Origin of the sequence: Mucilaginibacter sp. R-33 (assembly GCF_049949235.1) — a bacterium.
GTDB lineage: Bacteria > Bacteroidota > Bacteroidia > Sphingobacteriales > Sphingobacteriaceae > Mucilaginibacter.
The window spans coordinates 334,171-347,291 of record NZ_CP188089.1 but is presented as its reverse complement, the minus strand read 5'-3'; the positions used below and the strand labels follow the sequence as shown (position 1 = coordinate 347,291).

The window sequence follows — 13,121 nt, the reverse complement described above, 5'->3', positions numbered from 1 at the left end:
GCAGAGGCCTGCCCGCCATACTTCGACAGGCTACCCATGACACCCAATTTTAATCTTTTCGCGTGTGACCTTCGAAAGACGCACGCTGACACCCCAAGCATAACGCTTTTAATGACTTTCTTCTAACCTTCTTATTACTTATTAAACCATATCTTTACAAATACCACACTCATATTTTATGGCAAGCTACCAGATAAACTGTATTGACAAACCCAAAGCCTCAAGTACACAAGAGCAAATAACCCACATCGGTTATTATGAATCGTTAGACAGGCCGAGGGTAGTGATCTCCGTAGCTGAAGCCATTGCCCGTATCGAAGCCAACAGCCAGGCTTTTTATGTAAGCACCGAGCGGGGCAAAACCTATCTTACTATAGTAAAACCCGAAAACGGCGGCAAAAAGCACCTCAAATCCCTAACCGACAGGGCCGGTATCGACAACCTGTTGACACTGGAAGAAGTTTAGATAGCAAAGGTCAAAACCTTTCGCCTTTAACCTTTACCTTTCGCCACTAAAAACAATTTACTCCTTTTTATCAACTATGTACGATGTAATTGCTTTCACCTTATCATTTTCCAGCTCATAAAAATCGGCATAGTACATAGCCATTTCTTTGCCATCTTTGTCTTTGCACTGAACAAGGCCGTCAACAGCTGCGGTGTTACCCTCCACTAAAATGTGATCCTTGGTTGATGACACCATTTTCACGTCTTCCATTCCGCCTAAAAATTGCTCCACTTCATTCTTCCCGTTCATAATAGTTACAGATGAGCCTTTCATAGTCCATTTTACGTCGTCGGCAAAAAAACTTAAGATCTTTTCGACGTCATTATTATCAAAAGCGTCGATAACCTGCTGTACAATTTCTTTAGTTGTCATGATAGTATGTTTTTGTTTTGAGATAAAGTTAAGCCTAATGTGGCCAGGCGAAGAGGGGCAAAAATGCCATTATCGGGGTGCTATATGACTTATATGATTCAAAAAGTACAATTCTTCAATTGATATTATTCCATCACAAATAACCTTCAAGTCATTTCTATTATTTATCTTGCCTCAAGATAACCAACCTTAACATGATAAATAAACAGCCGGTAGTTCAAAGCCCCAATACCTTCCTGAAAACTATATCGATAATCCACCTCGCTCTGATAGCCGGACAAATTATGTTTGCCGCAGTAACTTTCATGATAACTAACAAAACAACTATTGGGCAGCGTGATAACGTGTTCATTTATGTTGTACCCATAATGGCCTTTACTGGTCTTGCCGTAAGCAACATATTATTTAAAACATTGGTGAACAAAATTGACGGCCAAAGTCCGTTGAAGACTAAACTCGCTGCTTATCAATCTGCCTTGATCGTGAGGTTTGCTTTATTAGAGGGGCCTTCCCTTTTTGCTATTGTGAGCTTCATGCTAACCGGTAATTTGATCTTTTTGGGTATATCCGGGGCTATCATAGCATACTTTATTTATTTGCGCCCGACAAAGCAAAAAATTGAAGATGATTTAAATTTAGGGTATGAGGAAAAGGCAGAACTTGATGGTACAGGTAAAGTTTATTGATGATGTATTAGACAAATGAGATCCAAGTTCAAATTTTGGCCTAAATTCCTTATACTGATGTGCCTGTTTTTGAACTGCCTGATAGTTTTTTTTATTTTCATTAATTTCGATATTTTTTTTGCTCATGGTAAGCCCCTTCATTTCCTAATATTTCCTTATATGATATTTAATTGGACTATCTGTAGTTTGATAGGGTATCAACTAAATCATAAAGCCCATAAAATAGTTATTGAAGGTGACACAGTAATCAGGGTTCGCTGGTTTGGATTTGGCTTAAAAAAAGTTTATAAAATAAGCGATATAGAAGGTTTTTTGACCTATTCGATATCTGGCAAGAAAAATGCGAACGAATATCTATACCTGATTGCAGGCGATGAAAAGGTAGCGAAACTATCAACCTATTACCACAAAAACTATCAAGAACTAAAGCTGTCTATAGTTCAGCATCAGATCAAAAATTTGGCGAAAGAACATTGGACGATATGGAAACATCTCACTGCATAATCAATTGGGGCTTTAATATAAATAACATTTATTTTGCCGGAGATATAACTCTAATTGGCGCAATTCAATCTAATTCGTGAGATTTGCGCTAACCAAATCGCGCCTGATTTATGTATCCCGAACTCATCAACCACATTAAACGATATGTTCAGCTATCAGAGGCTGATGAGGCAACCATTTGCCGGCATTTTGAGCCTAAGAACTTTAAAAAGAAGGAATTCATCTTAGAACCCGGCAAACTTTGTGCTGGTAACTATTTTGTAACCAAAGGCCTGGTGAGGCAATACTTTGTTAATAACAAGCTCAATGAGCAGATCATCCAGTTTGGTCTTGAAAACTGGTGGATAGCCGATCAGGACAGCCTGCTTAATCACCAGCCCGCCACAACCTATATCCAAGCCATTGAGGCTTCAGAAATGCTGTTGCTTACCGAAAAGAACCGTATAGCATTATTTGAAGCGGTTCCGCAGATGGAAGGTTATTTCCGGATCATGATGCAAAAAGCTTTCATTGCATCACAGCGCCGCATAGGTTATATCTTTAATCAAAACGATGAGGAGCGTTATCGCCATTTCACCGGTTTGTTTCCAGCTTTTGTTCAGCGGGTGCCCCAATACATGCTGGCATCCTATTTAGGCTTTACCCCGCAGTTTTTGAGCCGGCTCAGGGCTAAAAAAATCTGATTTTCTTAAACTCAGTTCATTTTTTGAGGCCATGTTTATCCCCAATTTTGTATTAACAAAAAAGAAAAAAACATGAATCGCTTAAAAATCAACATCGCCGAACCGGCTGCATACAGGGCCATGTTTGCCCTTGAAAAATACATCGAAAGCACTGAGTTAACCACCCGTCATAAAGACCTGATCAAGATCCGCGCTTCACAAATTAATGGCTGTGCTTACTGCGTGGATATGCACACTACAGATGCACGCAAAGCCGGCGAAACCGAACGCCGCATCTATAACATCAGTGTTTGGCACGAAGCACCTTTCTTTGATGAGCAGGAACGTGCAATATTAGCCCTTACCGAAGAAGTAACCCTGATCGCCGGCCGCGTATCTGACGAAACCTATAAAAAAGCCGCAGAATTGTTTGACGAAAAATACCTGGCACAAGTGATTATGGCTATCATCACCATCAATGCCTGGAACCGCATTGGTGTAACTACCCAACTTCAGCCACCACTCGATTAATCCTTTTTAATTTTGTTGTTTTGATTTTAGGCCGCCTGCATTACCGGGCGGCTTTCTTGTTAACTTAAAACTAAGCCGATATCCAGGCCATCATCAACGCCACTTCATAAGTACCTAAAACATTGGCCGGATCATTGGCAATAATTTCGTGCACCTGAGCCTCGTCATCAACTGTAAGGATGCCAAGGCCATAAACGCCTTTCGGGTCGAAAACCGGGCCAAAAATAAGCACCAGGCCTTCTTTCATTTTCCCTTTCAGATATTCGGAATGAGCTTGCATAATAACGCGTTCGTCATCGGTCATATCGTTAGGAAACGTTGGGCGGTTGCCGGTCAGTTTAATTACGAAATGCTTTTTCATCCTAATAAATTTAAGAATTATTACTGAATGGATAAGTAAGGGAATAATTATTGATGGTTATATTAAATCATTTTGTAACCTTAAATAACCATTCCTATGACAACAGAAGCAGGTGCAACAGTTGGCAGCGCCAATGACGTGGTGCTTTCCTTCATAAAAGCATTAAACGAAGAAAATTTTGCAGAGGCCCGCAATTGCGTGGCAGACGACTTGAAATTTATAGGCGTACTTGGCCAGCGCGACGGTGCCGATGCCTATTTTACTGATATGCAGCACATGAAGCTAAAATATGATATTAAACGTGTGTTTAGCGATGGCGATGATGTATGTATCTTTTTTGATATTGATATGGACCGCGCCACCATATTCAGCTGCGGGTGGTATCATGTGGTTGATGGTAAGATAAACTCCATCAGGGTAATATTTGATCCGAGACCATTGTTGTAAGTAATAGAACAGTTGAAGACTTACGAAATTTTAGAAACTTCGTAAGTCTGGATTTTAGAAGATGGTTACGTTATACTCTGTTATTTACTTCCCTGCCCAATTATCCGTGCGGAAAGGCGAAGCCGGTAATCCGACGCCATTGTACAACGAACTTACCGGGTTATTGGCCCAGGCGTACCTTACGGCAACCGGGTTTGTAACATCCGGGCTGCTCACTATAACCTTATCGCCTTTTATAACAGCGGTAGCCCAATGAAACTTCATATCTTCACCGGCTATGGCAAAACCCTGCATATTGTCGCCTCCCTGTGCTTTTAAACCGCCATCGGTATAATTAAAGCTTAATTCAATTTTATCACCCTCGATTTTTTGTGATTTGTACATCGGCCCGGAATAGGGCTGTTTTTTATGATAGGTTTTATCAAGCGCGACCAATGCCAGCCTCCGGCCAACTTCCTGTTTATTTTTTGGGTGGATATTATCAGCTTCGCCCAGATCGGCAGCTACGGCCATGCCAGTGTTAGGCAGTTCAAGTGTTTGGGTTTGAGCCTCCCGCAACTCTGCCCATCCTGATGCAACGGGGTCGGCTTCACGTTTTTGCCAGTTAGCTAACTGTACAAAATAAAACGGAAAATTGCCCTCGTTCCAAATGGTGCGCCAGCCGTTTATCATGCCCTCAAATAATTCTTTATACTGGTCCGACCTGCCTGTATTGGCTTCGCCCTGGTACCAGATAGCACCACGGATAGCCATAGGTGTAAGCGGATTGATCATCGCATTATACAACACAGCCAACCGGTTCGGGTTATTGGCAACAGGCATTGGCGGCAGGCTTTTTATATTAAAACCAACTTTATAATCCCAGGTACCGGCTAAGGAGATCTTTTCACCCGATGCTGATACCAATTGCATTTCATCGGCGCCGTACAGACCGCCACCGCCACCGCTGTCAAAAACCCGCACGGTGATCACCGACTCCCCGGCCTTTACCTTTGCAGTAGGAATAATGTAATTACGCGACTGTGTGTAACCATCCGTAGCGCCTATCTTTTCACCGTTAAAAAATGTTATTTCATTATCATCTATCTTACCCAGGCTAATCTTTACATCCTGCCCGGCCCAGGCTGCAGGAATGATGATCTTTTTACGGAACCAAACAACGCCATCGAAATCTCCTAAAGCGCCTTTTTCAAAAAACTGGGGCAGCAACATGCTCCGCCAGCCGGCAGTATCAGGATTAAACGCGTTATTATTGGTATACCCCCAATCAGCAGCGGCGGCAAGTTTGTTCCAAGCATCCATTTTTTGTGCAAAGGTTAATGGCGTTTCTGTTTTAGCAGATTCCTGCTGCTGTTTGATCTGTGCGCTGAAAACCGGGTTATTAGTAAGCGTGTTTTCATCGCTCCAGGCTTCGATCATAGTACCCCCCCAGTTTGAACTGATGAGGCCGATAGGAATTTTAACCTGTTTATTGATCTCCCTGGCAAAAAAATAAGCTACCGACGAAAATTCGCCGATAGTTTGAGGTGAGCATACCATCCAGCCGTTATTGGCAACTTTAATATTGGTTTGCGGGGTAAGGCTCGTTGCCTGCGATACCTGTAACAAACGGATCTCCGGATAATTTGCGTTGGCTATTTCTTCTTTATAGTTATTTACCTGGCCCCAACCGGCCACGGGCATTTCCATGTTCGACTGGCCCGAGCAAATCCATACCTCTCCTATCAGTACATTATTTAAAACCACCGGGTCGCTGCCGTCGGTTATAGTTACCTGGTAAGGCCCTCCGTACGATGGCGTCTTGATCTTCGTTTTCCAGTTACCATCAGCATCGGCAATGGTTGTATAGGTTTTATTGTTCCATGAAGAGGTAATGGTTACTGTTTTACCCGCATTCGCCTTGCCCCAAACCCGAGCCATGGTTTTTTGCTGTAAAACCATATTATCGCTAAAAACACCCGGCATGATCACTTTGGCAAATGCACCGGCATTAAGCAATACACTTCCGATTAGTATGGATAAACACTTTTTAAGGTTCATTAATTTAGGTTTAATACGGTAATTATTGACGAATTGACTGGCCCTAAGTTAAGTGTAACCGACAAATTAAAAAACGTCCTGGCAACATTTAATAAACAATTCATTTCTGTAAGGCTAACGAATGCAGCATATCAATGGTCAGTAAGGAATTTGCATTTATAAGTTTCGAAGAATAATGGGAGAAAGTGCCTGGATAAAATGAGCTGGCCCGGAAGGCGAATAAACAATGTGCTATCCCTGGCTAACACATTGTTTTTTTAACTAAAACTGTATTTTACAATGAAAATACTCATTAAAGAACTATCGGGAATATCGTTAGGCAGCATTAAACGCTGCCTGGTATGTTTAAATTATACCGTAAATTTTTCAGCAAAAACACATCGTTAATCCAATCAACCGGACACAGCCGTTAACATCTTCATATTTCAAGAAGACGACCTTGATAGGGTTATTGTTACAGGATAGGATATTTTTTTCAATACTGATAAGTTTAGGGTTGATGCAAAACTAAACATTTCGTTAATAAAAAGATCAAGAAGGATGTAAAAAAGGTGTTTTTTACCTATTAATTAATATAAAGATTATAAGTTACAGTTACCGGCACATCCAATTTGGCGGATATAATCACATCTTTTTACCATTTTTTAAGCCCGGCCATCATCAACTATGTTATAGCTTTTAGCTATCCGCTTATAGAATTAATTGATTGTGATTGTTGCTATTAACATCCTACTTTTATAAAACTTAATACCCAACGGCGGTTTAAGCAGTCTATTCAATTTATAACTATAATTATGGAAAACGGATCAAATGACATCAGTAAATGCCCGTTTCACAACGGTACAATGAAGCACAATGTTGGCGGCGGCGGTACACGCAACCACAATTGGTGGCCTAACCAGCTAAAGCTTAATATCCTTCGGCAAAACTCTTCACTATCAAACCCTATGGACGAAGATTTTAATTATGCTGAAGCCTTTAAAAGCCTCGACCTTGAAGCTGTAAAAAAAGACCTGCACGCGCTTATGACCGACTCGCAGGATTGGTGGCCGGCAGATTTTGGCCACTATGGTGGCTTGTTTATCCGCATGGCCTGGCACAGTGCCGGCACCTATCGCGTAGGTGATGGCCGCGGAGGTGCCGGAGCAGGTTTGCAACGTTTCGCGCCGCTTAACAGCTGGCCCGATAATGTGAGCCTTGATAAGGCCCGCAGGCTGCTTTGGCCTATTAAGCAAAAGTATGGCCGCAAAATTTCATGGGCCGATCTGATGATCCTTACCGGAAACATAGCACTTGAATCAATGGGTTTTAAAACCTTTGGCTTTGCCGGCGGCCGCGAGGATGCCTGGGAAGCAGATGAATCAGTATACTGGGGTTCAGAAACCACCTGGCTGGGCGGTGATATCCGTTATGCACATGGTTCGCCGGGTGTACAGGAAGGGCATGGTGTATTGGTGTCAGATGATGACGCAGACGGTGATATTCACACACGCAATCTCGAAAAACCACTCGCCGCCGTGCAAATGGGCCTGATTTATGTAAATCCTGAAGGCCCGGACGGCAACCCCGATCCCATCATGGCTGCTAAAGATATCCGGGACACATTTGGCCGCATGGCCATGAACGATGAGGAAACCGTTGCATTGATAGCAGGCGGCCATACTTTTGGCAAAACCCACGGTGCCGCGTCGGCAGATAACGTAGGCAAGGAGCCTGAAGCGTCTGACATTGGAGCACAGGGTTTTGGCTGGCACAATAGTTATGGCTCGGGCAAAGGTGCTGATACCATAACCAGCGGCCTTGAAGTAACCTGGACCACAACCCCAACCAAATGGAGCAATAACTTTTTTGAAAACCTGTTTGGCTTTGAATGGGAATTAACCAAAAGCCCGGCCGGCGCGCACCAATGGGTTGCTAAAAACGCCGAAGCTATCATCCCTGATGCTTATGATGCTTCGAAAAAGCGTTTACCAACCATGCTTACTACCGATCTGGCGTTAAGGTTTGACCCTGCCTATGAAAAGGTATCAAGGCGTTTCCTGGAAAACCCGGATCAATTTGCTGATGCTTTTGCACGCGCGTGGTATAAATTAACACACCGCGATATGGGGCCGAGGGCGCGTTACCTGGGCACCGATGTGCCTGAAGAGGTGCTGCTTTGGCAAGACCCTATCCCGGCTGCCAATTATGCCCCGATAGTTGAAAGCGACGTTGTTGCTTTAAAGGGGAAAATACTGGCATCGGGCTTAAGTGTAACTGAACTGGTTTCAACAGCATGGGCTTCTGCTTCTACCTTCCGCGGTACGGATAAACGCGGTGGTATAAATGGCGCCCGCATCCGCCTGGCCCCGCAAAGGTACTGGCAGGTAAACAACCCTACGCAATTGCAAAAAGTACTGAGCGTGCTTGAAGGCATCCAAAATGAGTTTAACGGCGCTCAAACCGATGGCAAAAAAGTTTCACTGGCCGATTTGATCGCGCTGGCAGGAAGTACCGCTATTGAAAAAGCTGCTAAAGATGGCGGGCATGCTATCGCCGTTCCGTTCACTCCGGGCCGTACCGATGCTTCGCAGGAGGAAACCGATGTAGAATCCTTTGGCTATCTTGAACCGGCAGCCGATGGCTTCCGCAACTACCGCAGGTCAAAATTTGCGGTATCAACCGAAGAATTGCTGATTGATAAAGCACACCTGCTCACCCTGACAGCTCCTGAATTAACCGTATTGTTGGGCGGTCTGCGTGTATTGAATATTAATTTTGACGGATCAAAACACGGCGTATTCACCGCGCGCGAAGGTGTGCTTAGCAACGATTTTTTTGTAAACCTGCTTGATATGGGCACCGCATGGAAAGCTACGGCTCCCGATAGGGAACTTTACGAAGGCAGTGACCGTGCTACCGGCGCGGTAAAATGGACGGCAACCCGTGCCGACCTTGTGTTTGGCTCCAATGCCGAGCTAAGGGCTATTGCCGAAGTATACGGAAGCGCCGACGGACAAGACAAATTTGTAAAAGATTTTGTAGCTACCTGGACCAAGGTAATAAACCTCGACAGGTTTGATCTGGCTTAATATTAAAGCCAGCGCTGCAAAACAAGTATAGCGTTGGTAAAAAATGGGTATCATGCTGAGCTTGTCGAAGCATGGCGGGTAGGGCCTCTGCGCATCCTTCGATAAGCTCAGGATGACAGTCCCTCTACCCCTAATGTCATTTATGAATACACTGTTGGGCTATTATTCACATGTAATACATGTAAAGTAATAGCCCACAGTTTTTTAATTAAAAATCCGGGTAAACTTAAATAGCGCCCCCGCTCCCCCGGTTTGTCTTTAAATCAATTTATAACTTTTAGCGTTGTGCTTTCTGCTTTTAGCTTTCTTATATTAATTCCATATAACTATAGTCAACATTGGTTGTAATTGGCGAAAAGCGCCTCATCATCTCTTCAGCTTTGGTCACCATCTTTTTTGAACCAATGAAGATTCCTGTACGCTGGTGAAGTTCTGTAACCTCCAGGTCCAAAATACGTTCGTATCCGTTACTGGCTTTTCCCCCGGCTTGTTCAATGATGAAGGCCATAGGGTTACATTCATAAATTAAACGCAATTTCCCTTTTGGATCGCTTGCATTTGCCGGGTAAATAAAGATCCCGCCTTTTATCATATTCCGGTGCAGGTCGGCCACCATCGATCCGATATATCTTGCTTTAAACGGCCTGTTTGTTGAAACATCTTCAACCTGGCAATATTTGATATACTTTTTCACACCATCAGGGAAATGAGAATAATAGCCTTCGTTTATAGAATAGATGACGCCATCATCAGGGATTTGCATTTTGGGATGCGAGAGGCAAAACTCACCGAGTGAGGGGTCTAAGGTGAAACCATTCACCCCTTTCCCTGTAGTGTAAACCAACATGGTTGATGAACCATAAATCACATATCCCGCGGCTACCTGCTCGGTACCCCTTTGTAAAACATCTTTAATGGTAGCTCTTCCGTCTGTTGTTTTTCGGCGGTAGATGGAAAAAATGGAGCCCACGCCCACATTCACATCAATGTTGGAAGAGCCATCCAACGGATCTATCGCTACAATATATTTAGCATTTTTTGAGATCTCACTGTCGATATCAATATATTCATCACTTTCTTCGGATACTACTACACAACATTCGCCGCCGTGCTGTAAGGCCGAAATAAACTGTTCATTGGCAAAAACATCCAGCTTTTTCTGGCTTTCGCCCTGTATGTTTACCGAACCGTTATCGAGGGTCAGATCAGCCAATCCCGCCCTGTTAACTTCCCTGTTAACAACCTTTGCCGCAATCCCAATATCTCTCAGCAGCCTGGAGAGCTCACCTGTGGCGTAAGGAAATTCTGCTTGTTTTTCAATGATAAACTGGCTTAAAGTTTTTACCGCTTTCATATAATAAAGTTTTAAAATTAGTACCGCTACTCCGATTGAGTAGCGGCTTTAGCATTAGTTAATAAATCGTTCATATCAAGCAGATAGGCATAGCCGTTTCGCCTCTTCAATTTCATCCTCTATTTTCTTGATAGCCATTACTGTTTTAAAAAACGAATCGGGCGTAACGGAGATGCTGTCAATACCCTCTTCTACCAAAAACTGGGCGAAATCAGGATAATCAGATGGCCCCTGCCCGCAGATCCCCACCTTCACGCCTCTTTTCTTTGCAGTTTTTATTAACGATGAGATCATGAACTTTACCGCATCATTACGCTCGTTGTATAAGCCCGCCACTAAAGACGAATCACGATCGAGCCCCAGTACAAGCTGGGTAAGGTCATTGGAACCAATTGAAAAACCATCTACATGATCGGCAAACTGTTCGGCCAGGATCACGTTCGACGGAACTTCGGCCATCAGATAAACTTCAAGCCCGTTTTCCCCACGTTTCAGGCCATACTCGTTCATAGTTTCGTATACCAATGAAAGTTCATTCACTGTGCGGCAAAAAGGGATCATCACCACCACATTATCAAGGCCCATCATCTCTCGTACCTTCTTAATAGCTTTACACTCCATCCCAAAAGCATCTTTATATACTTTAGAATAGTACCTGGATGCTCCTCTCCAACCGATCATTGGATTTTCCTCATTCGGTTCGAAATACTTGCCGCCCGGCATATTGTAGTATTCATTGGTTTTAAAATCCGAGAAACGTACAATTACTTTATTGGGATAAAATGCAGCGGCTATCTTGGCTACTCCATACGATAATTTTTCAATGAAAAATGCCTCTTCACTATCATAACCCAGCATAGCCTCCTCAATATGCGCTGTTAATGAGGCATCATTCAGGTTCCTGTGCTCGAGGAGGGCCAACGGGTGAATTTTTATGTAGTTATTGATGATAAATTCTTCCCTGGCAAGCCCTACACCCTTTCCGGGATAATACGCATATTGAAATGCAATTTCGGGCGATCCGATATTCATCATTAGCGGTGTTTCAATTTCAGGCAAATCGTTAAGATCATGCTCCCGTTTAGTAAATGCCACTGTGCCACTGTATATAATTCCGGCGTCGCCTTCAGCACAGGAGGCGGTTATTTCATCACCGGTTTTCAGTATTGCAGTTGCACATTCGCAGCCAACTATTGCCGGAACGCCCAATTCGCGGGCAACAATGGCGGCATGGCAGGTCCGGCCGCCTTTATTGGTAATGATAGCCGATGCTTTTTTCATTATCGGTTCCCAGTCAGGGTCGGTCATATCGGTCACCATGATATCGCCGGGTAAAAAGTTAATTTCGTGGATATTTTGCTTACCAATACCGGAGAGATTATGTACCCTTCCGGTCGCAATTTTATCACCAACAGCGATCCCTTTCAGCAGGATCCTGTCTGCTCTGTCCGGGTCATTAATGCGAAATTCGGCAAGCAGGTTTACTTGCTTGCGAGAGTGAATAGTTTCGGGCCTGGCCTGTACTATAAACAATCTGCCGGTAATCCCATCTACCGCCCATTCAATATCCATGGGGCACCATTTGTCTTTCAATTTGGTGTAATAGGCTTCAATAACAATTACCCAGTTGCTTAACTGAATGATCTGATCGTCAGAAAGGCAAAACCTTGAACTTTCCTCAACAGGAGTATCAATGATTTTTACGGCGGCTTCTCCCGGGTTTCCGTAAATCATTTTTTTATGCTTTTTGCCTAACTTTTTTTCAAGGATGGGCCGGAAACCACTTTTCAACAATGGCTTGTAAACGATAAATTCGTCAGGGTTAATTGATCCCTGCACCACCATTTCTCCTAAGCCGTATGATCCGTTAATAATCACTGCATCTTTAAAACCGCTTTCTGTATCTAATGAAAATGCAACCCCCGAAACGCCTTTATCTGAGCGCACCATTTTTTGAACACAAACAGAAAGGCCGACATTAAAGTGATCATAATTAAATGATTCCCGGTAGCTGATTGCCCTGTCGGTAAATAATGAGGCAAAGCAATTCTTTATCGCTGTTAACAAACTTGCTTCTCCGCTTATATTTAAATAGGTATCCTGCTGGCCTGCAAATGATGCATCGGGCAGGTCTTCAGCAGTAGCCGATGAGCGGACTGCAACGTCGGCTGCATTATCTGCATATTGGATCAGCAGATCCTTATAAGCTTCAAGGATCTCATTCTGCATAACAACAGAAAACCGGCCGTTTTGTATAAGCTTTCGTATTTTACTGCCACAGGATAACAGAACCTGCAAGTTGGACAGGTCTTTATCCTCAAGGATATCCCTGATCATTTTATCAAGCTGATTATCTGCAATGAACTGGTAATAGGCCTTACTTGTTATGATAAACCCGTCAGGAATATCAATTCCAAATTGAGAGATGTTCTGCATCATTTCTCCAAGCGATGCATTTTTACCTCCTACTAATTCAATGTCACTTATCGAAGCTTCAATAAGTTTCATAGTAAACTTCTTTTCCTTCATGGCTTAAATTTTATAAAACGAAGTTAGCCGCTTAACAAACTGCCCAATGCTTAAAT

Annotated in this window: 12 protein-coding genes; 7 read left to right on the top strand and 5 right to left on the bottom strand. The window is 43.3% G+C overall.

What is annotated here, in order from left to right; genetic code table 11:
• Positions 1–178: 178 nt before the first annotated feature.
• Positions 179–466, top strand: a complete 288-nt coding sequence (locus tag ACP26M_RS01640; protein ID WP_426585565.1) for a DUF3892 domain-containing protein — start codon at positions 179–181, stop codon at positions 464–466.
• A gap of 57 nt (positions 467–523) precedes the next feature.
• Here the strand turns inward: ACP26M_RS01640 and ACP26M_RS01635 are convergent, their stop codons facing one another.
• Positions 524–880 carry a nuclear transport factor 2 family protein gene (locus ACP26M_RS01635; protein WP_426585563.1) on the bottom strand — a complete coding sequence of 119 codons (357 nt, stop codon included), beginning with the start codon at positions 878–880 and terminating at the stop codon, positions 524–526.
• A 194-nt stretch (positions 881–1,074) separates the two neighbouring features.
• Between ACP26M_RS01635 and ACP26M_RS01630 the strand changes: the two genes are divergently transcribed.
• The 4 genes from ACP26M_RS01630 (at position 1,075) to ACP26M_RS01615 (ending at position 3,263) form a co-directional block, all read left to right on the top strand.
• Entirely contained in the window at positions 1,075–1,566 is a 492-nt protein-coding gene (locus tag ACP26M_RS01630) for a hypothetical protein (protein WP_426585562.1), read from the top strand.
• Between the two features lie 159 nt (positions 1,567–1,725).
• Positions 1,726–2,070: a hypothetical protein gene (locus ACP26M_RS01625; protein ID WP_426585560.1), complete on the top strand. Its 345-nt coding sequence runs from the start codon at positions 1,726–1,728 to the stop codon at positions 2,068–2,070.
• Between the two features lie 110 nt (positions 2,071–2,180).
• A complete protein-coding gene (locus ACP26M_RS01620; RefSeq protein WP_354486308.1) occupies positions 2,181–2,753 on the top strand; it encodes a Crp/Fnr family transcriptional regulator in 573 nt (190 codons plus the stop codon).
• Positions 2,754–2,825: 72 nt separating this feature from the next.
• On the top strand, positions 2,826–3,263 hold the full coding sequence (locus tag ACP26M_RS01615) for a carboxymuconolactone decarboxylase family protein (RefSeq protein WP_090527934.1): 438 nt from the start codon (positions 2,826–2,828) through the stop codon (positions 3,261–3,263).
• Between the two features lie 70 nt (positions 3,264–3,333).
• Here the strand turns inward: ACP26M_RS01615 and ACP26M_RS01610 are convergent, their stop codons facing one another.
• Positions 3,334–3,624 carry a YciI family protein gene (locus ACP26M_RS01610; protein WP_090527937.1) on the bottom strand — a complete coding sequence of 97 codons (291 nt, stop codon included), beginning with the start codon at positions 3,622–3,624 and terminating at the stop codon, positions 3,334–3,336.
• Between the two features lie 96 nt (positions 3,625–3,720).
• Between ACP26M_RS01610 and ACP26M_RS01605 the strand changes: the two genes are divergently transcribed.
• Entirely contained in the window at positions 3,721–4,071 is a 351-nt protein-coding gene (locus ACP26M_RS01605; RefSeq protein WP_426585556.1) for a nuclear transport factor 2 family protein, read from the top strand.
• Between the two features lie 84 nt (positions 4,072–4,155).
• On the opposite strand, the gene ACP26M_RS01600 is transcribed toward ACP26M_RS01605, so the two are convergent.
• Complete coding sequence (locus ACP26M_RS01600; protein ID WP_426585554.1) at positions 4,156–6,111, bottom strand: sialate O-acetylesterase; 1,956 nt, start codon at positions 6,109–6,111, stop codon at positions 4,156–4,158.
• A gap of 794 nt (positions 6,112–6,905) precedes the next feature.
• Between ACP26M_RS01600 and katG the strand changes: the two genes are divergently transcribed.
• A complete protein-coding gene (katG, locus tag ACP26M_RS01595; protein WP_426585552.1) occupies positions 6,906–9,182 on the top strand; it encodes a catalase/peroxidase HPI in 2,277 nt (758 codons plus the stop codon).
• A 307-nt stretch (positions 9,183–9,489) separates the two neighbouring features.
• Here katG and fbp read toward each other — a convergent pair whose 3' ends face one another.
• Together fbp and ppsA are read right to left on the bottom strand one after the other, a co-directional pair.
• The gene (fbp, locus tag ACP26M_RS01590) at positions 9,490–10,536 is read right to left on the bottom strand and encodes a class 1 fructose-bisphosphatase (RefSeq protein WP_426585550.1); all 1,047 of its coding nucleotides are present in this window, start codon (positions 10,534–10,536) and stop codon (positions 9,490–9,492) included.
• 75 nt (positions 10,537–10,611) lie between these two features.
• Positions 10,612–13,065, bottom strand: coding sequence for a phosphoenolpyruvate synthase (ppsA, locus tag ACP26M_RS01585; RefSeq protein ID WP_426585548.1), 2,454 nt, complete (start codon positions 13,063–13,065; stop codon positions 10,612–10,614).
• Between the last annotated feature and the right edge of the window lie 56 nt (positions 13,066–13,121).

Bases quoted from the DNA above. Each gene is read 5' to 3' on its own strand.
- fbp (WP_426585550.1), bottom strand. From the start codon at position 10,536: ATGAAAGCGGTAAAAACTTTAAGCCAGTTTATCATTGAAAAACAAGCA.
- ACP26M_RS01625 (WP_426585560.1), top strand. From the start codon at position 1,726: ATGATATTTAATTGGACTATCTGTAGTTTGATAGGGTATCAACTAAAT.
- ACP26M_RS01600 (WP_426585554.1), bottom strand. From the start codon at position 6,111: ATGAACCTTAAAAAGTGTTTATCCATACTAATCGGAAGTGTATTGCTT.
- ACP26M_RS01615 (WP_090527934.1), top strand. From the start codon at position 2,826: ATGAATCGCTTAAAAATCAACATCGCCGAACCGGCTGCATACAGGGCC.
- ACP26M_RS01620 (WP_354486308.1), top strand. From the start codon at position 2,181: ATGTATCCCGAACTCATCAACCACATTAAACGATATGTTCAGCTATCA.
- ACP26M_RS01635 (WP_426585563.1), bottom strand. From the start codon at position 880: ATGACAACTAAAGAAATTGTACAGCAGGTTATCGACGCTTTTGATAAT.
- ACP26M_RS01630 (WP_426585562.1), top strand. From the start codon at position 1,075: ATGATAAATAAACAGCCGGTAGTTCAAAGCCCCAATACCTTCCTGAAA.
- ppsA (WP_426585548.1), bottom strand. From the start codon at position 13,065: ATGAAGGAAAAGAAGTTTACTATGAAACTTATTGAAGCTTCGATAAGT.
- ACP26M_RS01640 (WP_426585565.1), top strand. From the start codon at position 179: ATGGCAAGCTACCAGATAAACTGTATTGACAAACCCAAAGCCTCAAGT.
- ACP26M_RS01610 (WP_090527937.1), bottom strand. From the start codon at position 3,624: ATGAAAAAGCATTTCGTAATTAAACTGACCGGCAACCGCCCAACGTTT.
- katG (WP_426585552.1), top strand. From the start codon at position 6,906: ATGGAAAACGGATCAAATGACATCAGTAAATGCCCGTTTCACAACGGT.
- ACP26M_RS01605 (WP_426585556.1), top strand. From the start codon at position 3,721: ATGACAACAGAAGCAGGTGCAACAGTTGGCAGCGCCAATGACGTGGTG.